Below are 25643 nucleotides of genomic sequence, written 5' to 3' on the forward strand. Positions count from 1 at the left end.
ATCGGTAAGGAAAGATTAACTATGAGTCGTTCTGAAGAACTCTTTCAAAAAGCCCAACTGAGTATCCCTGGCGGAGTTAACTCCCCTGTTCGTGCGTTCAACGGCGTTGGCGGCAGCCCAATTTTTATTGAACGTGCCGAAGGCGCGTACATGTTTGACGCGGACGGTAAACGCTACATCGACTATGTCGGCTCCTGGGGACCTATGATTTTAGGCCACAACAACCCGGCGGTACTTGATGCAACGATTGCTGCAGCCCAGCGCGGCCTAAGCTTTGGTACGCCCACCGAAGTCGAAATTACCATGGCCGAAAAAATTAAAGATATCGTACCTTCTATCGAGAAAGTACGCATGGTTAACTCTGGCACCGAAGCCACTATGACGGCCATTCGTTTGGCTCGCGGTTATACGAAGCGCGATAAAATTTTGAAGTTTGAAGGTAACTATCACGGTCATGCTGATGCGTTGTTAGTCAAAGCCGGCTCGGGCGCCCTGACATTAGGCGTACCAAACTCACCGGGTATCCCAGAAGATTTCGCCAAACATACGCTGACCGTTGATTACAATAACATCGATTCTGTGAAAGCGATTTTTGAAGAAGTGGGCGATCAAATCGCCTGCATCATTGTCGAGCCGGTAGCGGGCAATATGAACTGTATCCCTCCGGTTCCGGGTTTCCTTGAGGGACTGCGCGAGATTTGTGACCAGTACGGTTCGATACTTATTTTTGATGAAGTGATGAGCGGCTTTCGTGCGGCGCCTGGCGGCGCTCAGGAACGTTACGGTGTGACCCCGGATCTCACTACCCTGGGCAAGGTGATCGGTGGCGGTATGCCGGTTGGCGCTTTTGGGGGCAAGAAAGAGGTCATGGACTATATCGCGCCGACCGGACCTGTTTATCAAGCAGGTACACTATCCGGTAACCCGGTCGCCATGTCCGCTGGTTTAGCGGCGTTGTCTCAGTTGAACAAACCAGGCCTATACGATCAGTTGTATGCTCGTGTTGATCAATTACTGGATGGTATGCAGGCACTTGCCGATGAGGCTGGCATTCCATTCACTACCAACCGCGCCGGTTCGATGTTTGGTTTCTTCTTTACCACAGACAAGCAAGTAACCACTTACCAACAGGCAACTCAATGCAATATGGAGCATTTCCGCCGCTTCTATCATCTGATGTTAGAGCAAGGCGTGTACTTGGCGCCATCGGCATTTGAAGGCGGCTTTATGTCGGCAGCTCACTCCGAGCAGGACATCAATGACACCCTGGCCGCTGCAGCAAAAGCGTTTGCTGCATTAGCCGCCGAATAGACGCTCCAACCAGCTTTTCTCATCAACGTCGGCATCGCAATTGATGTCGTCGTTGAGTGGGATTGGCGGCGCCGGCACCGTCACTGCCTGCGGACACTGAGACGGAATCCGCACGCCCTTCGTTGCATGGAAGCTCTGCAGGCGCACATCACCTTGAGGCCTTAATGACATCGGTTGTGGCGGTGCTTGACGGTAAATCTCACGGTTGATCATCAGCGCCCCGCTGCTGCCGGTAAGCCCTGTCGGACTATTATCATCGCGACCAAGCCAGGTTGTTATAACGTGCTCACCATCGATGCTGACAAACCAGCTGTCTTTATAGTCATTGGTGGTGCCGGTTTTACCGGCCACGGTTGCACCACCCAAGGTCTCCTGTAATGCCGTCGCGGTTCCCAACGACACCACACCCGCCATACCGTAGCGAATCATATAGCTGACTGCCGGCGTATACACCGCTTCTGGCTCAGCGACATGAGATTCATACACACTGAGTCCATCGTGGGTGGTAATACTGGTGATGGCTTTCAGCGGCTGATAACGGCCGTCGTTAGCGATGGTCGAATAGATACGGTTAACAGCCAGCGGGGATAGTTCCACGGCGCCGAGCGTTAACGACGGATAATCGTTTATGGGCGTAGTAACTCCCATTGCCTTTAAGTAGTTGGCGAGTGTCCGCGTGCCGACTTCTAAACCAATACGAACCGCCGGTATATTTCGGGATTTCACCAGCGCTTGGTACATCAACATATCGCCCAGATAGGTTTTGTCGTAGTTTTCAGGCTGCCAGCGTTTGCCATTTTCATCTTCCAATATCACCGCTTCATCAACCACGCGGCTGCCCAAATGCATACCATCTGCGACTGACATGGCCGACGCATAAATCACCGGCTTCATCAGCGAACCAATCGGCCGCAACGCCATCAACGCACGGTTGTAACCTTGTCCGTCGTTGTTTGTCGAGCCAACCATTGCGCGGATATGGCCGCTGCGATAATCGCTGATCACCACGGCGCCCTGCAGACCATCGATAGCCCGTCCCGGAATGCCGTTACGCAACACCTTCTGAGCCGTTGACTGTAGGTCGACATCCATCGCCGTATAGATTTTTAGACCCACCTCATGCCACTCAGGAGGGAGCACAATTTCTCCCAGTTCGCGCCGTATCAGATCCAGGTAGTGAGGGTAGCTCTCTTCAACCAATCGGCGGCTTTCACGCACTTCAATTGGCGCCTCCACGGCAGCAATGTAGCTGTCTTTTGCCACTAGATCATTTTCGTACATCATCCGCAAAATGGTGTCACGCCGTTGCTTGGTACGCTCCGTATAACGTCGTGGGTCGTAGTAGGAAGGGCCTTTTATCATCGCCACCATTAAGGCCGTTTGAGCCGGTGTTAATTCCTGTATCTGACGACCAAAATAATATTGGCTGGCAAGCCCCACACCATGTATTGCATGACGACCATCCTGACCAAAATACACTTCGTTTAGGTAGGTTTCCAAAATCGTGTTTTTATCGAAACGGTAGTCGATGACCAGCGCCATCATCGCTTCATGAAACTTACGCCATAACGTTTGTTCACGCGTTAAATACAGATTTTTAACCAACTGCTGGGTCAGGGTAGAACCACCCTGCACCGTTCGCCCGGCTTTGATGTTCGCGACCAGCGCACGCATCACCGACCACGGCGAAACGCCAGAATGATGATAAAAGTTACGGTCCTCGACCAGCAATAACGTTTCGATGAGCAAGTTGGGAACAACTTCCAAGCCGACCAGCAAACGATCTTCGTTGTCCAGAGGGTTAATGCGACCGATCAGTTGCGGTTCCAGACGCAGTTCACGCAATGCGACACCGCTGGGCCATTCCCGAATGGATTGAATTTGAGCGCCGTCAAAACGCACCTCAACACGCTTTGACATTTGTGCGCCGTCGGCAAACTCAAACGGCCGCCGGTGCACCATGACCAGATTGTTAGCGTGTGAGTAATAACCGGTTTCTTCCGTACTGCTGCTGCGCTGATAACTCAATCGTTCGAGTTGCTCTATCAGTTGTTGCTTACTGATGTGCTTCCCCGGAAACAGGCGGGTTTCTGAAGCGTACACCAGCGCCGGAGCCTGATAACGCTCAGACGCAAATACCCGCGACAAACTGGCATCAAGGTAGATGAGGTAGCCAACGATGACAAATGCCAGCGCCAGTCCCAGTTTTAACGAGGTAATCATTATGTAGCGAAGCCAGGGTCGTTTTATCATCGTAACTGTCTTTTCGTTTTCAGGGTTGCTTCGGCGCTTAACGGATCATCCGGCCAGGGATGCTTCGGGTAACGCCCGCGCATTTCTTTTTTCACTTCCGGGTAACCATTTTGCCAAAAACTCGCCAGATTCTCGGTCCGTTGCAGTAAACGTCCGGCTGGCGACAACAAATCCAGCGTCAACGGCTGGCGGCCGTCGAGCAAGGTGGGCGATACCGGCTCGCCGAACGCTTCTTGTAACTTCACTTCAGCACGTGGTTTTATCCCCTGTCGTGCTTCCGTTAAATTAGGATATTGAATGAGTACCTGACGACCACTGGGTGCGCGCCAGGTTGACGGGCAAAGCCGCTCAAGTAACTGCTGTTGGGAATAGTCAAGCCAGTGGCGAACGGCGTCATGGGGGTCCCAACGTTGTAAATCATTCAGTGATCGCAGCGCCGACCAAAACGGCAGCGCCCAGTCTTCCAGGTTGTCCAATAATGACTCCGGCGTCGGCAACGTCACCTGAAAGGCACTGCGAGCCTCTTCGACATGCTGATAAAGATAAAAACTGCGATGCCAGAGTCGCGTTGCTGCATCCGTCCAATTCAATGCCTCAATGCCCTCGCGTCGCAGCCACTGTATCAACCCCATATGAATGTCCTGTTGCGCCGGCGCACGGTCCAACCGCTGCCGTTCCAAGAGCAGTTGTCCGAGCCGCTGCTCCTGGATCAGTGCCGCATGACGCCCCGCGGCAACATCAACAAACGCGTGTTCCGTAATCGCTACCGCAGGATGCTGAATAAGTTCAGCTTTTTGTAACGGCGCCAACAAGGCTGCCTTGTGAAAGCGCACGTCTTCAGCAAGCCTGATGGTTAGCACCAGTGACCACTCACTCACCGGCTTCTCGTCCACCACCTGCAACCGCACCCCAGAGACCAACTGCACACTATCCGGCGTAACGCGTTTCGCCACTCGTTCAGGAAAACCGTACAAAAGATACTCGGTTATTGCGCCCCAGTCGGCCATGGATGTTACCTCCACGGCCAGTTGCTTGCACCAAAACTGCTGTCGCTGGCGCCACCGTTTAAGCTGCTTTGCTTGTGCTAAATGCCGTTCCACGGTTTCTATCAACGCCTGAGCGCGATAGGGTTTTGCCGGTTCCTCTAAAGTGGCCAGCGTACAAGCCAGCGCAAACCGGGTTGCCGAGGGAGCTGCCACAGCCGCCAATGCGACCCGTGCCAGGCGAATATCAGCCCCCATAGTCACAGCCTGTCGGCCAACTTCGGTCAGTCCGCCCTGCTGGGTACACAGTCCCAGTTGTTCCAGTACCTCAATGGCGTGTCCTGCATGCGCTTGCGATGGCTCGGACAACCAGCAAAGTTCATCGACGGAACTGCCCCACAGCGACACTTCTGCAACCAACTGCGTAAGATCCTGAGTTGCCACATCAGGCTCTGCGTAATCACTAAACCCGTGCTCATCGCTTTGACTCCAGAGCCGGTATACGCTGCCCGGATTTTGCCGCCCGGCGCGACCGGCACGCTGAGTTGCAGACGCCTTGGACAAATAGCGGGTCAATAATTGTGCAGTCGCATAGTGTGGTCGATACCGACTGACGCGTTCCCGGCCACTGTCGATGACGGTGTCGATACCATCAATGGTCAACGATGTTTCCGCCACATTGGTGGCCACGATAATCCGCTGCACGGGGTCGGCACACAACGCTCGCCGCTGCTCAGCCAGTGACAACTGCCCATGCAAGGGTAAACACGGAACCTGAGTTCGCGCACTCAGTTCCTGAATGATGCGCTGAATCTCCCGCACTCCCGGGACAAACACCAACACGCCTTTCTCAGCATGCGCCAGCGCCTCGAGTGTTACCGCAACCAGCCGCTCTAGCCAGTCATCCCGGCCCGGTGGTCGATAGTGAATGGTTAACGGGTATTGTCTGCCCTCGCTCTTCACCACCTTTACCGGCTCTGCCAGGGCCTGTTGTAGCCAGGCCTGAATAGGCTCAGCCGGTAAGGTCGCCGACATAATCATGAGCGACAACTCCGGGCGCAGCGTTAAACTGTCCAGCAATAAGGCCAAGCTCAGATCGCTGGCCAGATTACGCTCATGAAATTCGTCAAATAGGACGGTATCGATGCCATTGAGTTCAGGATCATTTTGCAACCAGCGTACCAGTACCCCTTCGGTAATCACCATCAGCCGTGTCGACGCACTCCGCTTTTGTTCACCGCGAATACTGTAGCCGACGGTGTCGCCCACCGACTCTCCGAGTTGTTCGGCTAAATAATTGGCGACATTCACCGCAGCTAAACGCCGCGGCTGCAGCATCACCATGGTTCCAGTATGTTTCGAATGGAGTAACTGCAGCGGTAACCAGGTTGACTTACCGGCACCAGGAGGAGCTTGGATAACCACTCGAGCAGCAGGAAACTGCTCGAGTATTTCATCAATGACTTGTGCTATCGGCAGAGTCATACAACCACATTACCTCTCACCGATAACGGCTCAATTAACCACGTAACGTTGCTGCAATGGTGCGTACACCCAAAGCGGTCGCACCGGCCGGCCACATTGCGGTTGCGGATTTCTGATAAGCACCGGCTAAATCGAAGTGCAACCAGCCTTTACCGTCGTTTGGCGCAAAGCGCAGCAGAAAGCCCGCAGCATTACTGGCACCACCGGCACCACCACCTTTTTGCGGTCGGCTATTTGCCGTGTCCGCAAAGGCTGAAGGACAATTTTCAGCGTGCCAACGATTTAACGGCAATCGCCATAATAGTTCGTTTTCCTGGCGGGCAAAGCGCAGGGCTTTTTCCGCAGCTTCATCATCAACACTGAATAATGCGTTATATTCATTACCAACCGCCATTTGAGCGGCGCCCGTGAGCGTAGCTGCATCAATCACCTGCTTGGCACCGGCCTCGCCAGCAGCCTGAAGGCCATCCGCGAGCACCAGGCGGCCTTCCGCATCGGTATTAACAACTTCGACCTTGAGGCCGTTCTTATAGGTAATAATATCACCCAACTTATAGGCGCGGCCGTCAATCATATTCTCCGCACAACAGAGGAACAGCTTGACGCGCTTATTTAAGCCCTGACGAATCGCCAGTGATAACGCGCCGCTGACCGTTGCAGCACCGCCCATGTCACATTTCATCGACAGCATACCTTCGCTGGGTTTAATACTGTAACCACCCGAGTCGTAGGTAATGCCTTTACCAATGAGCGCTGACTCTACCGGCGCATCAGCATCACCGGTGGGGTTATAATCCAGTACCAGCATGGCCGGCTCGTGCTGACTTGCACGGCCGACCGTGTAAATGCCCATCCAGCCGGCAGCTTTCAGTGCTTCACCTTTGATCAGCTCGTAAGAGACATGGTCGGGTGCCAGTTCACTCAGATGTTTCGCCACCCGCTCAGCCAAGCTCACTGGGTAGATTTCTTCCGCCGACAGGTTAACCAGTTCACGGGTAAAGCGGAATACATCATTGACTTGCTGGAGTTCATCAGCCACCTCGGCACTCCATTGCACCGAGTTGGTCGACAATGTCGACGTGTAGCCTAATGATAACGCCCATTGCCGCTCTTTATCCCAGCCTGGCCCCTGTACACTCAATGACGTGATACCCTGCGTATCCAACTGTCGCCCTGCTTTTTGTATACGGCGTAAGTTTTCTTCCTCATTATCGCCAATCACAATATGCGCGGCATCATCCTTAAAGGCTAATAACGCTTTTTCAGCAAGGTAGTTAACCGGCATTTTATCCGTCAGGTAAACCGATAATGCGCTGGACATAGCACGTCTCTCCTTATAGTTTGTTGCTGCCAATACTTTAGGTTTATGAGGTTGCGAATGCAATTTAACAAGCCCCTCAAACATGGGGTTTTACGCAAACGTTACAAACGCTTTCTGGCAGACATCGATTTTGGTGATGGACATATTACCACAGTTCATTGTCCCAATACCGGCGCAATGACCGGATGTGCTGAACCGGGTTATGAGGTGTACTGCAGTGACTCAGAAAATCCAAAACGGAAATACCGTTACACTTGGGAGTTGAGTTTAACCCAGGACAAAGACTGGATTGTGGTGAATACCCAACGCGCCAATGCCTTGGCTGGTGAAGCTCTGCGTAACGGTTTCATTGAGCCACTTAAGAACATCCGTGAATGGGTGGCGGAACAAAAATACGGCGAACAGAACAGCCGTATAGACTGGCTGGGCAAAAGCGACGATAGCCCGTTGTGCTTCGTCGAGGTGAAAAGTGTCACCCTAAACGAGGGCGGCCATGGCTTCTTTCCGGATGCGGTCAGTGTCCGTGCTCACAAACACGTTCAAGAACTGATGCAGATGCGTCAGCAAGGCCACCGTGCGGTGTTGCTGTTTATGGTCATGCACAGCGGTATTAATGACGTTGCTCCGGCGCAGCACATTGATCCGAAATACGCACAGCTCTGTATTGAAGCTGCTGACGCGGGGGTTGAATTTTACGCGGTCAAAACCCACATCAGTGACGCGGCGATAAAACTGGACCGACAAATACATTTTCAGTTGCGGTAATAGATCGTTTCTGCTATATGTACCGTCCTTTTTTGAACTGACGCTAAACTGACCATGTCGTGGTGGCTCAGGAGCGACTCAATCGCGCAGCGATGTTTAATCATTTAGGAGAACCATGATGCCAGAAGGCAAGAAAAAAACGCATGGCATCCTGGCGCTGGCCGGGCTAGAGCCTTACCAAGAGAAGCCGGGCGAAGAGTATATGAACGATGAGCAGTTGACTCATTTTCGCAAAATACTCGAAGAGTGGCGCCGTCAACTCCGCCAGGAAGTTGACCGTACCGTGCATCACATGAAAGATGAAGCGGCAAACTTTCCAGATCCGGTTGATCGGGCAGCGCAGGAAGAAGAGTTCAGTATTGAATTGCGTACTCGCGACCGCGAACGTAAGTTGATCAAAAAGATTGAGAAAACACTGCAAAAAATTGAAGAAGACGATTTTGGCTTCTGTAATTCTTGCGGTATCGAGATCGGCATTCGCCGCCTCGAAGCACGTCCAACAGCGGATCTCTGCGTTGACTGCAAAACGCTGGCGGAGATCAAAGAAAAACAAATGACCGGTGCCTAACCAGCCCGTTCCTTTGCACCAGTCCTCCGAATACCGGGGTCGGTTTGCGCCGACCCCTTCAGGTCCACTCCACTTCGGCTCGTTAGTAGCCGCGCTCGGTTCCTATCTTGACGCTAAAGCTCATCAGGGCAAATGGTTGGTGCGCATCGAAGATGTCGATAAACCACGGGCCGTAGCTAAGGCTGATTCGGTCATATTGCAGCAGCTCGAGCAACATGGTTTATGCTGGGACGAGAGCGTTATCTATCAAAGCCAACGTGACCAACGTTACCGTCTGGTTTTGCAACAGCTTGGCACAGAACTCTATCACTGTGATTGCAGTCGCCAGCAGATCCGTGCCCGGGGCGACTGTTATGACGGTTACTGCCGCGACAGGCAGCCTCGTTCGACGCCTTACGCCGTACGTTTTAAAAATGATGATCCGGTCACGCGCCTGGATGATCGCTGGCATGGTCTCGTTGACGCCAGCAGTGACTGCGTCCGTGAGGATTTCATTGTGCGTCGTCGCGATGAATTGTTTGCTTACCAATTAGCCGTCGTCGTCGACGATATTGATCAAGGCATTACCGATATTGTGCGCGGTTCAGACCTGCTGCAACCGAGCTTCTGGCAGTTAACGTTGTGGCAACGGTTGAGCGGTCGGCAACCACGGTTAATGCACTTACCACTGGTTACCGATGCCGAGGGGCGCAAGCTGAGCAAACAGAATCACGCGGCTCCCATCGACTCCGCGAACGCCTTAGAGAATCTAAAAAAGGCGGCTACCGTTCTGGGGCTCGGCGAGATTGCAGCAGATAACATCGACGATTTTATTAAAAAAGCGATCATCGCTTGGTCTAAACAGTGGCGAATCGGTGCCAACTGACGGTACAATATTACAACAATTAAATGAACAACCATTGATGATTAGGGAGAACCATCATCATTAAGAAACTGACTGAACTTGCGCGCCGCGCATTTTCTGATAAAAAAAGCACAGCTGTGAAAGGCTCTGTGTTACCGCCAATGCAAGTTATACCTCGTGATCAACACCCGATTTCACGTAAAGACATCAGTCCCAATGCACTGAAAGTGTTGTATCGACTCCACAATGCGGGCTTCGATGCTTACCTGGTCGGTGGCTGTGTACGTGATTTATTACTGGGCATCCAGCCGAAAGATTTTGACGTTACCACTAACGCAACACCTGAGCAGGTTAAGCGACTGTTTCGCAATTGTCGTTTGGTCGGCCGCCGTTTCCGGCTTGCGCACATTCTGTTTGGTCGCGAAATTATTGAAGTCGCGACCTTCCGTGGCCATCACAATGGCGACGACGACGAGCAGGAAAAAATCGCCAAACAGGATGAACACGGACAACTGGTGCGCGATAACGTTTACGGCACCATAGAAGAAGATGCCGAGCGTCGCGACTTTACCGTTAATGCGTTGTACTACAATATCGCCGACTTCAGTATTTACGACTTCGCCAATGGCCGTAACGACATCGAGGCGGGTGTCATTCGTATGATTGGCGACCCCGAAACGCGATACCGTGAAGATCCGGTAAGAATGTTGCGGGCAGTTCGCTTCGCGACCAAATTAAATATGGCCTTATCCAAAGAGGTCAGTAGCCCTATCCCGGCGCTTGCGGGTCTGTTAAAGAACATCCCGCCGGCACGACTGTTTGACGAGTTCCTGAAATTATTCATGGCCGGCAAAGCGCAGCCTAATTTTGACATGCTGTGCGAATACCAGTTATTTCAACAGTTGTTCCCGATCCTTAAGAGCTATTTAGATGCCGCCGACGCACCGCCGGTTAACATGCTGAGAAAGGCTTTTGCCGACACCGACCAGCGCGTACAAAATGAGCAACGAGTGACTCCGGCCTATTTGATTGCCGTACTGTTATGGTGGCCGTTGCAAGCTCGCCGAGAACAGCTTGAGAACGAAGGTGGATTGCCCCCCATGGACGCGCTGAACGTCGGTAGTGCCGACGTCTTCCACCGTCAGTCACAAACCATTGCCATTCCCAAGCGCTTCAGTTTAACCGCACGGGATATCTGGCAGATGCAGCTACGACTGCAAAACACCCGTGGTACGCGTGCGCAAAAAGCACTGGAACAGAAAAAGTTCCGAGCCGGATATGACTTCCTGATGCTGCGTAAAGCCTGCCATGCCCCGTTGCCCGGCGAAGATATAGAAGCGCTGGCAGAGTTCTGGACTAAGGCTCAGAATAATCCTGCTGCGGTGACCAACGGCAAAGCACCCGCGGGCAAAAAGCGCAGTCCCCGCCGTCGACGTGGCGGACGCTCGCGCAATAAGCGACCACCGGCAAATGACTAAAGCTCTGGTCGCGCTGGGCGCCAACCTGGGTAACCCCCGGCAACAGGTCATCGACGCGCTGCTCGCATTAAGCCGCCATCCGGCGCTGGATGTACTCGATGTCTCATCACTGTACAGCAGCGCACCCATGGGCCCGCAGGACCAGCCTAATTATATCAACGCCGTGTGTGTGGTCGACTCAGCTTTAGCGGCGTTTGATACGTTACAGTTATTACACCACATCGAAGATCAATTTGGACGTCAGCGCATTCGGCATTGGGGCGAGCGTACCCTCGACCTCGATCTGTTGGTGTATGGTGACACCTACTCCGACGATGAAGCAATGAGGTTACCGCACCCGGGATTGTATGAGCGCGAGTTTGTGCTTTATCCTCTTGCGGAAATTCAGTCTGACTGGATCTTACCCAATGGCGTCAGCGCCATTCAGCAGGCTCGGCAAGTTCCGAAAAATGGGTTGCGCGTGGTATTCTCCCGGGATGACTTGCTAAAAACACTCACCGAAGGAGGACAATGATGGCAGCAATGACAATTTCAACGTTGCAAAAAATGAAGCAACAGGGTCAGAAAATCGCTTCTCTGACGGCCTATGATGCGAGCTTTGCAAAGCTGATGACCTCCGAAGGTGTCGACTTTATGCTGGTCGGCGACTCTTTGGGTAATGTGGTACAAGGACTGGATTCAACCGTGCCGGTACAAATGAGTGAGATGGTGTACCACACCCAATTGGTACGTCGTGGCGCACCGCAGGCGTTTGTCATGAGTGATATGCCCTTTATGAGTTACGCGTCGCCACAACAAGCGTATCAGAATGCTGCGCAGTTGATGCAGGCTGGTGCGAATATGGTCAAACTTGAAGGCGGCAGTTGGCTCATTGACACGATTAAAGGCCTCACAACACGCGGCATTCCCGTGTGTGCGCACCTGGGTCTGTTACCCCAGTCAGTTAACGTACTCGGCGGTTACAAAGTTCAGGGCAAGGAACAACAGCAAGCAGACAACACCCTGGATCAAGCGCTGCAGCTTGAGCAGGCCGGCGCACAACTGTTGGTGCTGGAATGCATTCCTGCTGCTCTTGGTAAACGCATCTCTGAGGCGTTGACGATACCCACGATCGGCATTGGCGCAGGCCCCGATACCGACGGCCAGATTTTGGTCATGCACGATATGCTGGGGATGAACAGCGACTACCTTCCTAAGTTCGCAAAAAACTTTCTTGCCGAAAGCGGCTCCTTAGCCGGCGCGTTTCGAACTTATGTGGAACAAGTTCGTGACGGTAGCTTCCCGGCCGCTGAACACTGTTACGGTTCTTAATAACGGAGAGCGCTTATGCGACTGCTGAAAAACCTTGCCAGCCTGCGCCAATGGCGCAGTCAACAACAACGGACTGTGGCACTGGTACCTACCATGGGAAACCTCCACGAGGGACACCTGTCGTTGGTAAAAAAAGCACAACAGCAAGCCGATGTGGTGGTAGTCAGTATTTTTGTGAATCCGATGCAATTCGGTGCAAACGAAGATCTTGACAGTTATCCAAGAACTTTGCAGGCTGATTGTCAGGCGTTAGAGCAACTTGGTGTTGATGCGGTTTTCACGCCGCAGGTTGACGATATGTACCCGCGCGGACTGGAAGCACAGACCCGTATTGAGGTCCCCGGGATCAGTGACATCCTTTGCGGCGCCAGCCGCCCCGGTCATTTTGTCGGCGTAGCCACCATTGTTTGTAAACTGTTTAATATGGTGCAACCCCAGGTCGCCGTATTTGGTGAAAAAGACTTTCAACAGTTGCAGGTTATTCGGTTGATGACGCAAGATCTGAGTCTGCCCGTTGATATTATTGGCGTACCGACAGCCCGAGAGCCAAGCGGTTTAGCCATGAGTTCACGCAACGGTTACCTCAGCGAGGCGCAAAAACAGCAAGCCGCAAGCATTTACCGGACGTTGCAGCAACTTGCCCAAAAACTCCAGCAGGGATCACCGCAAGACGCCCAGCGCTGGGCTGTTGAAGAGCTGAGCCGTACGGGGTTTGAGGTCGATTATGTTGAGATTCGTAATGCCGACAGCCTTCAGCCAGCCACGGCCGCTGACGCTAAATGGGTTGCCCTGGTTGCCGCTAAACTCGGTTCGACACGTCTGATTGATAATCTAGTGATCGCTAACGATCATGCCTAGTTCACGCATTTCCGTGTGCAAGGCTCCCCGTAGGCTGGTCGCTTTCTCTGCGATCTCACGTTGTTCCTGAATAATTTCCTGCAACATCGCCTCGGTGGTCAACGGGTTCGCTAATACAACCCGGAATACGACACTTGGCTCGTGATAATATTGTGCCGGCGTCAGTTTGGTTCGGGAAACAAAGGAGCGACCGCTTTCACGCTGCCGTTTTTGCACGTAACGTGTCAAGGCATTAAGGTGTGGCGTTAGTCGCTCGACTTGCTCCTGATTAGCGCCAGCCAATGCTTGTTTAACTTTTTTCGGAACAAAACGGTAAGTTAACAGGCACAGCTCAGGTTCCGTAATCACTTCGAAATCATCCTGCGCCCGAATCAGATCGGCGAAGTAACGGGCTTTTTCGATACTATTATTGATCAATAATTCATAACCTCGACGGCCAATCACGTGCATCGCCGAGAACACCATCATTGCCATCCCGGCTCGTGAGCCTTCCATCGAGTGTGACCCCAAATCTTTAGAGCCCTGACGAATAATATACTCGGCATGGTGCTCAATCGCTTTAACCAGCGAAGGGTTTTTAAATAACACCATACCCGCGCCCATCGGCACGTACATCTGCTTATGCGCATCAATGGTAACGCTATCGGCTTGTTCAATGCCGTTCAGTAAACCGCGATGTTGATTCGACAACAAGGTAGCCCCACCCCAGGCCGCATCGACATGAAAGTGAGTGTCATAGTCACGGGCAATGTCAGCCATCTCTGCCAGTGGATCAATATGGCCGGTCTCGGTAGTACCTGCCACACCAATGATGGCTAACACACGACCACCTTCCTGCTGGACTTTTTCACAGGCCTGACGTAACGCATCCACCTTAATTCTGTTGTTCTCGTCGGTAGCAACAGACACCAGGTTACGTCGACCGATACCGAGCACATCCGCGGCTTTTGCCAACGAGTAATGACCTCGTTCAGAGACCAATACCACCAGTTTTTTATAACCATAGTGCGCTAACCCTGCCGCCAGCCCTTCTGCCGCGATCCCGGCAAAATCACCATCCGGCTTTAACAGACGGTTGCGTGCAACCCATAGCGCGGTCATGTTGGCAACGGTTCCACCCGAGCAGAATGCGCCCAGTGAATGTTGTGCACTGTGCATCCAGCGGTTGTAAAAACCGGCGTCCTGTTGATAGACCAAATGATGAAGCATACCAATAACGTTGCGCTCCAGCGGCGTAAACGCTTTTGATGTTTCAATCTTCACCAGATTTTGGTTTAGACCAACCATCAGCTTGGCCAGTGGCAACAAAAAATACGGCAACGCTGAGGTCATATGGCCGATAAATTTAGGCGACGCCGTATGCACCGAATGCGCGACCAACTTATTCAGCAGAAACTCGGTATGCTCAGAAACAAACTGAGGATCTTCAGGAATGTTGGCCTGTTCAAAGTCACGCTCAATTTCCTGCAGAGGCTTTTCCCGCGCAACAATATGTTCACCCAGAAAACCCATCAAGTTTTCCGACAAATGTTTTTCAATTTTTCCTAAGGTCGAGTCAGGTGCCTCCGGTATCGTAAAAATACGATACAAAGCTTCCTGATTGACCTCAGCAATTTGTTTATTGTCGTGATGATTGGGCGCAGTTTGACTCAACGTAATTCTCTCTTAAAGCGACTGGCCAAGATCGGCCTGTAATTCCCACAGCGACTGTCCGCTGTCTTTATATTTACGTTCGAACGGTGTCATTGGCTCAAGCCGTTGCGGATCGAGCAAGGCAATGTTGGAACGAAAATCGGACAAGCTTAAAGCTTCCGCGACTTCCAGTAAATAGGTGCTCCAGTTTGAGCGCAGGGTAAACTGGCCACCGAACTTAAGCAGGTAAGGCCAAACTGGCGATCCATGCCAGCGCCGGCTGACATGAGCCGCTTTTGGCCAAGGGTTGGGGTACAGCAAAAAGTGATGCTGCACAGGCCAGTCGGCCTGTTCAACCAAGCGCCAGAAGTCCATTAAATCGGCTCGGACCACATAATAACGCTGACCACGGCCGCTACGTTCGTAACTGCTGTGCTTTTCCAATCGATGGGCCGATTTATCCACACCAATCACTAACGCATCAGGATAACGCTCTGCCAACACTGCCGTGCTCTCACCAACACCACAGCAAGAGTCCAGAATTACCGGCCCCTGCCACGCCATCACCTTCGCGTGAATATCGTCAAACGCCTGCTGATTGTGAGCCTGAATCGGCTTTTTGAATTCACTCTGTAAATGACGCTGAACGATTTTTTTTAAGTCCTCATGTGGACCTGTTTGGTTTGAGTGAACCGGACGAGCTTCGTTCACGAGCGAATTCCTATGCCTTTTTCCAACAAATAGTAGGCCAGCCCGAAAAAGACCAGATTAAAACCCACCAATACCGTCATTGCGGTAGCGATACCGACATCGGACTGCCCCAGGAAGCCGTATCGAAATCCGTTGACCATGTACAAAATTGGATTGGCCATCGACACCTTCTGCCAGATTTCCGGCAGCAGACTAACCGAGTAAAACACGCCGCCTAAATAGGTTAAAGGGGTTAATACGAACGTCGGTACAATCGAGATATCATCAAACGTTTTACCAAAGACACCATTAATGAGACCGCCCAAGGCAAACAGCGTCGACGTCAGTACCACCGTGAGGACCACATAACCAAAATGCGCCATCTGGATATCGACAAACGCGAAAGAAACCAGCGTGACAATGACGGCTACGATCATGGCACGCGCCATACCGCCCCCGACATAACCGAGAATAATGGCTACGGTGGGTACCGGCGACACCAGCATCTCTTCGATGTTGCGCTGAAACTTGGCACTAAAAAAGGACGATGCCACGTTGGAATAGGAGTTGGTAATCACCGACATCATGATCAACCCGGGTACGATAAACTCCATGTAGCTAACGCCACTCATGGTGCCGATACGCTCACCGACGATACTGCCGAAAATGATGAAATACAGCGTCATGGTAATGGCCGGAGGCACCAGAGTCTGTACCCAAATACGCAAGAAGCGCGTGCACTCTTTTATCCAGATCGTTTTTAACGCGATGATATTTGATGACATATGGCTCATGCGTTGTTACTCCCTTTGCCACGGCCTTTCTCGACCATCGACACAAACAGTTCTTCCAGCCGGTTCGCCTTATTACGCATTGACAACACTTTGACGCCAGCTGCACTCAATTGCTCAAAAACCTTGTTTAGGCCGGCGTTTTTATCGACATCCACTTCCAGCGTATTGTTGTCCTTCCAGCGGTGTGCGAACCCCGCAATCTGCGGCCTGGAATGTTCTTCCTCCAGGTCCAGTACAAAAGTTTCTGTATTTAACTGCGCCAACAACTGTTTCATTGAGGTGTTCTCAACAATCCTGCCGGCATCGATAATACCGATGTTGCGGCACAGCATTTCTGCTTCTTCCAGGTAATGGGTGGTCAAAATAATGGTAATACCCTCGTTATTGATCTTGGTGAGGTAATCCCACATTGACCGGCGCAGCTCGATATCAACCCCGGCTGTCGGCTCGTCCAGGATCAGGAGTTTGGGTTCATGCAACAGCGCCCGTGCGATCATTAACCGGCGCTTCATGCCGCCGGACAATGACCGCGCGGGTTCATCCCGTTTATCCCAAAGCCCTAACTGGCTGAGGTACTTTTCTGCCCGTTCATGCGCCAGCTTGCGTGGCACACCGTAATAACCAGCCTGATTGACCACGATCTGTCGCACCGTTTCAAACTGGTTAAAATTGAACTCTTGTGGTACCAAACCGATTTGACGCTTAAGGTCGGCAAGCTGCGTATCCAGGTCATAACCAAACACTTTGACACTGCCACTGCTTTTGTTAACCAGCGACGAAATAATACCTATCGTGGTGGATTTACCCGCGCCGTTTGGCCCCAGCAATGCGTAAAAATCACCCTCATCCACGGTCAGGTTGATACCTTTCAGGGCTTCGAATCCACCCCGATAAACTTTTCTTAACTCGTTAATCTCTAAAGCTTTCATCGTTTACGATGACTCCTTTGCATAGCCCCAGCGGCCGACCAGGGATTGCTCGATACCCAGATGATCCAGTAGCCGCGCTACCATAAAATCGACCAGCTCATCAATCGATTGCGGCTGATGATAAAATCCAGGCGCGGCCGGCATAACCGTCACGCCCATCTGGCTAAGCTGTAACATATTTTGTAAATGTAAGGTCGAGAACGGCGTCTCCCGCGGCACGATAATCAACTGGCCTCGTTCCTTCATCACCACGTCCGCGGCTCGTTCTATTAGTGTGTTACTGCTACCGGTCGCAATGGCTGACAAGGTACTGGTTGAACACGGGCAAACGACCATGCGTTTCGGCGCCGCCGACCCAGAAGCAACCGGTGAAAACCAATCTTCTTTACCATACACCTTTAATTGATCCGCGGCGGGCGGACACCCGCGTTCATCAAAATAGGCGGTCAATTGCTGTAGCGCCTGATCCGGCGATGCCGACAGTTTCAGTCCCTGTTCGGTTGCCAGCACAACTCGGGCAGCGCTCGATATCAATAACAGCACCTGCTGTCGTTGTTGCAGCAAACATTCTATCAAACGTAGCCCGTAAGGGGCACCTGAAGCGCCGGTCAAGGCCACCGTTACGCGATCATCGGTCATAGTGAATCTCTTTGTTTGAGTGTGTCGATGAATCGTTGATGCAAGCCATCAAAGCTGCCGTTACTCATGATGATAACCGCATCTCCCGGCTTTACCGAGGAAACTAACTGTTGCATCAGTTGTTCAACCGAGTTGGCAATGGTCGCATCCGTCAAATAATCCGCCAGCGCCCAGCTTAATGACGGGGGCTGCAGTACAAATTGCTGGTCGGCAACGGCCAGCGCATGTTGCAATTGTTGCGCGTGTACACCCAACTTCATGGTGTTGGAACGCGGCTCCAGTACTGCCACGATGCGTCCCGGATGATGCGCCTTTAATCCAGCAAGCGTGGTTGCAATGGCCGTGGGATGATGAGCAAAATCATCATAAACCTTGATGCCTTGAACATCGGCCAGTAGCTCCATCCGACGTTTTGGCGACTTGAAGGATTGCAGTGCCTGCGCGCTCGTCTTCACGTCGATCCCGACATGACGCGCGGCCAACATTGCCATTACCGCATTACGAACATTGTGCAGGCCGAGCAATGACCACTGGACACTGGCCACTGTCTGGCCACCATGATCCAATAGCTCAAAGCGTGAACCGTCATCACCGTGCGCAAGCAGATCCCAGTCAGCGCCCGCGCCTACGCGCACCACGTCGCTCCAGCAACCTTGCGCCAGAACGTCTTCTATTACTGCATCCGCAGCAGGAACGATCACTTGTCCGGAATCCGGCACGACCCGCAGTAAATGCGCAAACTGCCGTTGTATCGCCGCTAAATCGGGAAAAATATCCGCGTGATCAAATTCAAGATTATTGATGATCAGGGTATCGGGACTGTAATGAACGAATTTGGAACGTTTATCGAAAAAAGCCGTATCGTATTCGTCCGCTTCGATGACAAAGAAGTCGCTGTCGGTAACCCGCGCGCTGATACCAAAGTTTTCCGGCACACCACCAATCATAAAACCCGGGTTATAACCCGCATCTTCCAGTATCCAGGCCAGCATGCTGGCCGTGGTGGTTTTACCATGAGTCCCTGCAACGGCCAAAACCCAGTGATGTCTTAGCACTTCTTCATGCAGCCATTGCGCGCCGGAAACGTAGCGCAAACGATCGCGCAACACTTTTTCGACCTCAGGGTTACCCCGACTTAGCGCATTACCAATGATGACTAAGTCAGGACGCGGCTCTAAATGCGCTTCGGCATAACCAGACTGCAGTTGAATGCCCAACGCCTCAAGTTGTGTACTCATGGGTGGATAGACATTAGCGTCCGACCCACTGACCTGATGACCAAGTTGTTTTGCGATGGCAGCAATGCCGCCCATGAAGGTTCCGCAAATGCCGATAATATGAATATGCATGAGGTTGTTACTGATTTAAGCCTACTAATAATCTCCGAAGTGTACCATCGTACGTCACATAGAGCAGGATTTTTGCACGAAAATGCGTTATCATTTGCGCCCTGTTAACACACAGTGACCAGGCAAACAGGGGCAACCATGAAACGTTTACTGCCAACGCTTCGCGAAGACAAAACCAGCGAATCGCTTATTTCCGTTATAAACACGATACAGATCGCTGCAAAAGAGATCTCTTTTCGCTTACACCAAGGCGCACTTGCCGGGGTGTTAGGCTCTACGCTGGATGAAAATATTCAGGGCGAAACCCAAAAGAAGTTAGACGTTGTTGCTAACCAGCTTTTAAAAACCCTGCTGCTTGAGTCACCCAATGTGCATGCGATAGCCTCAGAAGAAGAGGACTCCATTGTCGTCAGTCCAAATTCAGGCCATTATTTGGTCGCGTTTGACCCGCTCGACGGTAGCTCCAATATCGACATCAACGGTTCGGTGGGAACGATTTTTTCTATTCTGCGCAAGCCTGAAGGCGAAGACACTGGTGAATCCATGTTTTTACAGCCCGGTAAAGCGCAGGTAGCTGCGGGTTACATCGTTTACGGCCCGGCGACCATGATGGTGCTGACCACCGGTAAAGACGTGCGTACCTTTACGTTGGATCAAACCGTTGGCGAGTTCCTACTGACCAAAGAGCGTTCGGAGATTCCCCGCGCAACCAAAGAATTTGCCATTAACATGTCCAATCAACGCCATTGGTCTCCCGCCATCCGCGATTACATCAGCGACTTGCTGAAAGGCGAAACCGGTCCGCGCAAAAAGAACTTTAATATGCGTTGGAATGCGGCCATGGTTTCGGACGTTCACCGCATCATCACCCGTGGCGGTTTATTTACCTATCCCTGGGATGCGCGCAATGCGGCAAAACCGTTTAAATTACGGCTGATGTACGAAGCCGCACCCATGGCGCTGCTGATAGAAAAAGCCGGCGGTAAAGCCAGTGACGGTTATCAGCGTATTTTGGACATCGTTCCAACGGACATTCATCAGCGCGTCGGTGTGGTATTAGGGTCGGCTCAGGAAGTGGACAAATGCCTGGAGTACCATGCCCAGCATCCAAAACCATTTTAACAACGGTGAATACGGGGTTGCGCGTGATCCGGCACAAGCTATAATCGCGCAACAGCCTTAAATTTTTAATCATTAAACAGGAAGTACTATGAGCTTAGGAAACGTACCTGCGGGCAGCAACTTGCCTGACGAAGTTAATGTTATCATTGAGATCCCGGCTAACGCTGATCCGATCAAATACGAAGTGGATAAAGACACCGGTACGCTCTGGGTTGACCGTTTTATGGCGACCCCGATGTTCTATCCATGTAACTATGGTTTCGTTAATCAAACCTTATCTCTGGACGGCGACCCGGTTGACGTGCTGGTACCAACACCTTACCCACTGCAACCCGGCTCGGTGATCAAATGTCGTCCGGTTGGCGTGCTGAAAATGAGTGACGAATCGGGTGAAGACGCGAAAGTGATCGCCGTTCCAGTCAGCAAGCTGTCGAAAGAGTACGACCACATTCAGGACGTTAATGATCTGCCGGAATTGCTGCGCTCTCAAATCACTCACTTCTTTGAGCGTTACAAAGAACTTGAAAAAGGCAAATGGGTCAAAGTTGAAGGTTGGGGCGACGTGAACGCTGCAAAAGAAGAAATCCAATCCTCTTTTGAACGGGCGCAAAAATAAGCCATTATGAGTACCGCTGCCGTTGAGCTGACTGACGTTAAGTTTAGTTGGCCCGCACAACGACCAACGCTGGATATTCCGCACTGGCAGGTTGAACAAGCTGGTACCATGCTATTGCGTGGCGCCAGCGGCAGCGGTAAATCCACTCTGCTATCATTACTGGCCGGAGTGAATACCCCTCAGCAGGGAAAAATCGAATTACTGGGTACTGACCTTGCCCGTTTAAGCGCGCGTAATCGTGATAAATTTCGCGCCGACCATATTGGTTATATTTTTCAGCAATTTAACTTGCTGCCTTATTTATCGGCACTCGACAATGTCTTACTGGGTGTCCAATTTTCAAAGCAACGCCGTCAACGTTTGCGCGAACCCGCCGAAAAGACCGCAAATGATTACCTGACTCGCTTAGGATTAAGCCAACGACAACAGCATCAGCCTGCGGCTGAGCTTAGTGTTGGGCAGCAACAACGTGTTGCCGCGGCACGCGCACTCATCGGGGCGCCCGAACTGCTGATTGCTGATGAACCCACCTCAGCACTCGATGCCGACCGACGGGACCGTTTTATTAACTTACTGCTTGAATTAAGTAACGCTAATGGCACCACAGTGATCTTTGTCACCCACGATGCATCGCTAGCCAAGCAGTTTCAGTTCTGCACCGAGCTGAGCGACATTAACCAGGTTACCAGTAGCTTAGCGGAGGCTGACGATGCTTAAGCTCGCCACGAAAAGCCTGCTTAACCGCAAAGTCAGTGTGTTGCTGACGGTTGTCGCCATTGCTGTCAGTGTTGCTCTGTTGCTGGCGGTAGAGCGCGTTAAAGAACAAGTTCAGGAAAACTTTGCCAACACGGTATCCGGTACCGACTTGATCGTAGGCCCACGCGGCAGCCAAACACAATTATTACTGGCCTCCGTTTTTCATATTGGCAGCATGACCAATACCATGAGCTGGGCCAGCTTTGAAGACATCGCATCACGGCGGGAGATCAGTTGGGCGGTGCCAATTTCCCTTGGCGACAGTGTGCAGGGTTTACCGGTGGTAGCAACCACGGACGGTTATTTTAAACACTATAAATACGCCAACCAACAAGCGCTGGAATTAAATCAGGGGCGCTGGTTCGAGGCTAACGAACAGGCCGTACTGGGTGCCGAAGCAGCGCAACAGTTGCAGAAAAACGTCGGTGACTCGTTGACCATCGCTCATGGTAGCGGAGGTCTCAGCTTCAGCGAGCATGATCAACACCCCATCGCCGTGGTTGGTGTGTTAGAACGAACCGGAACGCCGGTTGATCAGGCCGTATACGTTAGTCTGGAAACGATTGAAACGGTGCATGGCATAGAACAGCAACACAGCGATGAGCATCACCACGAACATCACCACCCGGCAGAATCCATCAGCGCCGCCTTGCTGGGTCTGAAGGTGAAGCCATTAGCACTTAGGCTGCAGCGCGAATTCAATACCTATGACGCAGAACCATTAACTGCTCTGATGCCAGGCCTAACCTTGCAACAGCTGTGGAAAACCCTGAACGTATTTGAGCAAACCCTGAATGGCATGTCAGCGCTCGTTGTTCTCATCGGGCTTATCGGCATGCTGACGATTTTACTGGCCAGTTTGCGCGAACGCCGCCGCGAAATGGCGGTCTTACGTGCTGTAGGCGCAGGTCCTGTGACGCTGTTTACGCTGCTGGTCACCGAAGCCGTTCTGGTAACCCTTGCTGCTACCTTGGCCGGACTGGGTTTACTCTATGCGCTACAGTGGTCACTACAAGGCGTGATTCACGCTCAAACTGGCATACTGTTCAGCTTAAATTTCCCCACAGCTGCCGAATGGTGGCGAATGGGACTCGTGGTTGTGGCTGGTTTTCTGTTAAGTTTGATACCCGCTTGGCGAGCCTATCGCCAGTCTTTATCCGATGGATTAACGGTGAAAGTATGACGTTGATGAAAAAATGGTTAAGTGCAGCTGTGATCAGTTCGGTTTTCAGCATGCCGGCACTTGCCGACGCAGAAAAAATTGGCTGGAAAGATTTGCTACCAGAAGGCTTTACGCCGCCGCCAGTACGCCCGCAATCCTATTATGACGCGAACCCCGAGGCGGACAAACAAACGCACTTAGATGCCCCCGTGGTAGAAGCATTAAACGGCAAAACGGTGCGTATTCCTGGCTATGTCGTACAATTGGAAGGCAATGCCGACGCCGTTACTGAATTTTTGTTAGTGCCTTACTTCGGTGCCTGTATTCATGTGCCGCCGCCACCGCCGAATCAGATCATTCACGTTGTCTACGAAGAGGGAGTGCCATACGAGCACACCTATGATGCAGTTTGGGTTGAGGGCACACTAAAAACAGAACGTACTGAGGGCGAGCTGGCTGTAACCGGTTACTCGATGACCGCCAGTTCGGTAGAGGTTTACCAGTAATCAGTTCAATTGTGACTCGCGAGTCAGGCTGACACAGTCTGACTCTTCACTGGCCAGCATCTTCGCCAGTTTATCCGCGGGCATTGGCCGGGCAAAATAATACCCTTGCGCTTCTGCGCAGTTCAACTGCTTGAAATAATTCAGTTGTTGCTCGTCTTCGATGCCCTCAGCAACTACCCCCAGACCCAGTCGGTGCGCCATATCGACGATGGTTTCAATAATAATACGACCGCTTTCTTCATCTGAATGATGAACAAAGGTTTTATCAATTTTCAGTCGATCGAGCGGCAGTTTTTGCAAGTAACTTAAGGACGAGAAGCCTACACCAAAATCATCGATGGCAACGTGTATACCCTGCCGTTTTAGTCGATAAAGAATGTCCGCAACAAAGTCCGGGTCTTCCATAACGATGCTTTCCGTAATTTCCAGCTCAAGACGATCCGGATTTACCTGATGTTGCTTTAATTGCTGCTCAATCAGTTCCGGAAAATCTCGCATACGGAACTGAGGTACGGACACATTGACCGCTATCCGGATATCGCCATAACCGCGTTCATCAAAGCGGCGGATTTGCTGGCAGGCTTCTTCTATCACCCAGGCACCAATATCAACAATCAAGCCAGAATACTCCGCTAACGGAATAAACTCCGCGGGACTGATAAAACTGCCATCGTCCTGCGGCCATCGCAACAACGACTCAACGCCGATGATACAACCGTTGCTTAAGTCGACCTGGGGCTGATACCAAACTTCCAGTTTGCGCGCGGCAAAATCGGCCCGCAGGCGTCGTACCATGTGCAGCCGATGCTGGGTCTCTTCTTCCATATAAGGACGGTAATAATTGAACCGTTCAAAGGAATTCTTCTTCGCATTTTTCAACGCGATGTAAGCCTGTTTTAAAAGCGCCTTACCGTTAGATCGTTCCGAATTATCGGCCGACGTGAAACCACAGGTAATGCTCAGCGGAATATAGTGCTCACCGGCACGGAACGGCAGCTTAAACAATTCATTGAGGTTCTGCGGTGAGATGATGTGTTCGGGACCTATCAAGCCAAACACGTCGGCAGCAATACGCGCAACAAAAATGTCATTGCCCAGTTGTTCCGTCAAACGCAATGCCACCGAGCGCAGCAGCGCATTACCAACGTCCTGCCCCAGTCCGTCATTGACGTCCGAAAAGTGATCAATATCGACAATAGCGGCTACTTTTGATTTGCTGGCTCGTTCAGCCAGCCGTTGCAGCTGACGCGTAAACTCGGCGCGATTAGCAATACCAGTTAATGGATCGAGATAAGCCGCTGAGCGGAGCTCCTCAAACAAGTTTGCGTTCTCAAAGCCGACGGCAATATTAGCGAGGAAAACTTCCAGTAGCTCCTGATCGTAATTTTCAATCGCATCAGCGGTCTCGATATAAGCCGCTGCCTGGTGCTCCTGACCATCGATAAAAAATACCGTGGCGCCTTCCATTTGCACGTGCCGGCGCTCGGCCAGACAACGTTTTACACCTTCCTCGATTCGTTGTGACTCTAACGAGCGGAGACTCTTATTAATACTCCCGGCAAAGTGACCGGCAGCTCCCAGCACAATAATGTCATTTTCTTTATCCGGGGCCCGTGCCCCGACAATCCCTTCCGCCCGCAACCCAAGGAGCGAGGCAAGCTGAGTGACCACCCCTTCGGAGAAATTCACGATGGAGTGCTTCTCCATGAGGTTGGAGGCCGAATGAATAATTTTGCGCAGTCCGCGTCGGTTTTCGTTGATGGTTCGTAATTGCTGGTAGGAACGTATGGCAGAAAATACCGTCGTTAGCAGGCGACTGCGGGTTAGTTCTGTTTTGGTTTTATAGTCGTTGATGTCGTAGTTTTTAACGACGCTTTCTTCCGGCGCATAACCGGGTTGTCCAGTCCGTAAAACAATGCGAACTTCATCGTTTCCGAGCTCTTCACGGATGGCTTTGGCAACGTTGAGACCGGCATCGTCGGTTTCCATAACCACATCGAGCAATACCATTGCGATATCATCGTGTTCGGTCAGACAATCTAACGCTTCGATACCACTGTAGGCATGCAGAAATTCAAGCGAGCGATTGGCAATGATCACATCCGATAACGCCATCTTAGTGACGGCATGAATCTCCTGATCGTCGTCAACAATCAGGAGTTTCCATACGCCTTCGCAAAGTTCCCCGGGTATTTCGTCGGGGTCATCACTTAAAAAGAGTGGCTCATCGTGGTTACTGCTCATTGATTACCAGTTGCCTTGGGTTAAAGG

Annotated in this window: 23 protein-coding genes; 13 read left to right on the forward strand and 10 right to left on the reverse strand. The window is 51.8% G+C overall.

Translation table 11 applies throughout. The features are described from left to right. Positions 1 to 21 precede the first annotated feature (21 nt). Positions 22 to 1311, forward strand: a complete 1290-nt coding sequence (gene hemL, locus C5610_RS11710; RefSeq protein ID WP_105307311.1) for a glutamate-1-semialdehyde 2,1-aminomutase — start codon at positions 22 to 24, stop codon at positions 1309 to 1311. Here the strand turns inward: hemL and mrcB are convergent. Genes mrcB through pepB form a run of 3 tightly spaced genes read right to left on the reverse strand, consistent with a single transcriptional unit; the run spans position 1297 to position 7353 of the window. Then, on the reverse strand, positions 1297 to 3564 hold the full coding sequence (gene mrcB / locus C5610_RS11715) for a penicillin-binding protein 1B (protein WP_105307312.1): 2268 nt from the start codon (positions 3562 to 3564) through the stop codon (positions 1297 to 1299). The two genes, hemL and mrcB, sit on opposite strands and share 15 nt — an antisense overlap. Next, entirely contained in the window at positions 3561 to 6032 is a 2472-nt protein-coding gene (gene hrpB / locus C5610_RS11720; RefSeq protein WP_105307313.1) for an ATP-dependent helicase HrpB, read from the reverse strand. The genes mrcB and hrpB overlap by 4 nt, the downstream gene beginning before the upstream one ends. 34 nt (positions 6033 to 6066) lie before the next feature. Beyond that, positions 6067 to 7353: an aminopeptidase PepB gene (pepB, locus tag C5610_RS11725; RefSeq protein ID WP_105307314.1), complete on the reverse strand. Its 1287-nt coding sequence runs from the start codon at positions 7351 to 7353 to the stop codon at positions 6067 to 6069. Between the two features lie 57 nt (positions 7354 to 7410). Between pepB and sfsA the strand changes: the two genes are divergently transcribed. The 7 genes from sfsA (at position 7411) to panC (ending at position 13177) form a co-directional block, all read left to right on the forward strand. Further along, positions 7411 to 8118, forward strand: coding sequence for a DNA/RNA nuclease SfsA (gene sfsA / locus C5610_RS11730; protein ID WP_105307315.1), 708 nt, complete (start codon positions 7411 to 7413; stop codon positions 8116 to 8118). A gap of 118 nt (positions 8119 to 8236) precedes the next feature. Then, entirely contained in the window at positions 8237 to 8686 is a 450-nt protein-coding gene (dksA, locus tag C5610_RS11735; protein ID WP_105307316.1) for an RNA polymerase-binding protein DksA, read from the forward strand. After that, positions 8679 to 9551, forward strand: a complete 873-nt coding sequence (gluQRS, locus tag C5610_RS11740) for a tRNA glutamyl-Q(34) synthetase GluQRS (protein ID WP_262339872.1) — start codon at positions 8679 to 8681, stop codon at positions 9549 to 9551. Before dksA ends, gluQRS begins: the two co-directional genes overlap by 8 nt. Positions 9552 to 9700: 149 nt before the next feature. Next, positions 9701 to 11008 carry a polynucleotide adenylyltransferase PcnB gene (pcnB, locus tag C5610_RS11745; protein WP_410054418.1) on the forward strand — a complete coding sequence of 436 codons (1308 nt, stop codon included), beginning with the start codon at positions 9701 to 9703 and terminating at the stop codon, positions 11006 to 11008. Continuing rightward, positions 11001 to 11522 (forward strand): 2-amino-4-hydroxy-6-hydroxymethyldihydropteridine diphosphokinase, encoded by a 522-nt coding sequence (folK, locus tag C5610_RS11750; RefSeq protein ID WP_105307318.1) that lies wholly within the window; start codon positions 11001 to 11003, stop codon positions 11520 to 11522. Before pcnB ends, folK begins: the two co-directional genes overlap by 8 nt. Further along, positions 11522 to 12319: a 3-methyl-2-oxobutanoate hydroxymethyltransferase gene (gene panB, locus C5610_RS11755; RefSeq protein ID WP_105307818.1), complete on the forward strand. Its 798-nt coding sequence runs from the start codon at positions 11522 to 11524 to the stop codon at positions 12317 to 12319. Before folK ends, panB begins: the two co-directional genes overlap by 1 nt. 15 nt (positions 12320 to 12334) lie before the next feature. Next, a complete protein-coding gene (panC, locus tag C5610_RS11760) occupies positions 12335 to 13177 on the forward strand; it encodes a pantoate--beta-alanine ligase (RefSeq protein WP_105307319.1) in 843 nt (280 codons plus the stop codon). Here the strand turns inward: panC and panP are convergent. From panP to mpl, 6 genes are read right to left on the reverse strand one after another with little or no spacing between them, the layout of a single operon-like run. Further along, positions 13151 to 14830, reverse strand: coding sequence for a pyridoxal-dependent aspartate 1-decarboxylase PanP (panP, locus tag C5610_RS11765; RefSeq protein WP_187346270.1), 1680 nt, complete (start codon positions 14828 to 14830; stop codon positions 13151 to 13153). The genes panC and panP overlap by 27 nt on opposite strands. Before the next feature lie 12 nt (positions 14831 to 14842). After that, entirely contained in the window at positions 14843 to 15520 is a 678-nt protein-coding gene (locus tag C5610_RS11770) for a tRNA (guanine(46)-N(7))-methyltransferase TrmB (protein ID WP_105307320.1), read from the reverse strand. Further along, positions 15517 to 16293, reverse strand: a complete 777-nt coding sequence (locus C5610_RS11775) for an ABC transporter permease (RefSeq protein ID WP_105307321.1) — start codon at positions 16291 to 16293, stop codon at positions 15517 to 15519. The genes C5610_RS11770 and C5610_RS11775 overlap by 4 nt, the downstream gene beginning before the upstream one ends. After that, a complete protein-coding gene (locus tag C5610_RS11780; protein WP_105307322.1) occupies positions 16290 to 17222 on the reverse strand; it encodes an ABC transporter ATP-binding protein in 933 nt (310 codons plus the stop codon). The genes C5610_RS11775 and C5610_RS11780 overlap by 4 nt, the downstream gene beginning before the upstream one ends. A gap of 3 nt (positions 17223 to 17225) precedes the next feature. Then, positions 17226 to 17861, reverse strand: a complete 636-nt coding sequence (locus C5610_RS11785; RefSeq protein WP_105307323.1) for a flavin prenyltransferase UbiX — start codon at positions 17859 to 17861, stop codon at positions 17226 to 17228. Next, the gene (mpl, locus tag C5610_RS11790; protein WP_105307324.1) at positions 17858 to 19210 is read right to left on the reverse strand and encodes a UDP-N-acetylmuramate:L-alanyl-gamma-D-glutamyl-meso-diaminopimelate ligase; all 1353 of its coding nucleotides are present in this window, start codon (positions 19208 to 19210) and stop codon (positions 17858 to 17860) included. Before mpl ends, C5610_RS11785 begins: the two co-directional genes overlap by 4 nt. Before the next feature lie 138 nt (positions 19211 to 19348). Here mpl and C5610_RS11795 point away from each other — a divergent pair, with 138 nt between their 5' ends. The 5 genes from C5610_RS11795 to C5610_RS11815 all read left to right on the forward strand — a co-directional run bounded on the left by C5610_RS11795 (position 19349) and on the right by C5610_RS11815 (position 23372). Then, complete coding sequence (locus C5610_RS11795; RefSeq protein ID WP_105307325.1) at positions 19349 to 20332, forward strand: class 1 fructose-bisphosphatase; 984 nt, start codon at positions 19349 to 19351, stop codon at positions 20330 to 20332. Between the two features lie 88 nt (positions 20333 to 20420). Then, entirely contained in the window at positions 20421 to 20948 is a 528-nt protein-coding gene (gene ppa / locus C5610_RS11800) for an inorganic diphosphatase (protein WP_105307326.1), read from the forward strand. A 6-nt stretch (positions 20949 to 20954) separates the two neighbouring features. Further along, on the forward strand, positions 20955 to 21665 hold the full coding sequence (locus tag C5610_RS11805; protein ID WP_105307327.1) for an ABC transporter ATP-binding protein: 711 nt from the start codon (positions 20955 to 20957) through the stop codon (positions 21663 to 21665). Continuing rightward, positions 21658 to 22887: an ABC transporter permease gene (locus C5610_RS11810; protein ID WP_105307328.1), complete on the forward strand. Its 1230-nt coding sequence runs from the start codon at positions 21658 to 21660 to the stop codon at positions 22885 to 22887. Before C5610_RS11805 ends, C5610_RS11810 begins: the two co-directional genes overlap by 8 nt. Before the next feature lie 5 nt (positions 22888 to 22892). Next, complete coding sequence (locus C5610_RS11815) at positions 22893 to 23372, forward strand: DUF3299 domain-containing protein (RefSeq protein WP_105307820.1); 480 nt, start codon at positions 22893 to 22895, stop codon at positions 23370 to 23372. On the opposite strand, the gene C5610_RS11820 is transcribed toward C5610_RS11815, so the two are convergent. Then, complete coding sequence (locus tag C5610_RS11820) at positions 23373 to 25616, reverse strand: EAL domain-containing protein (RefSeq protein WP_105307329.1); 2244 nt, start codon at positions 25614 to 25616, stop codon at positions 23373 to 23375. It lies immediately after the preceding gene. Positions 25617 to 25643 lie beyond the last annotated feature (27 nt).

This window comes from Idiomarina sp. OT37-5b (assembly GCF_002968395.1).
Classification (GTDB): Bacteria; Pseudomonadota; Gammaproteobacteria; order Enterobacterales; family Alteromonadaceae; genus Idiomarina; species Idiomarina aquatica.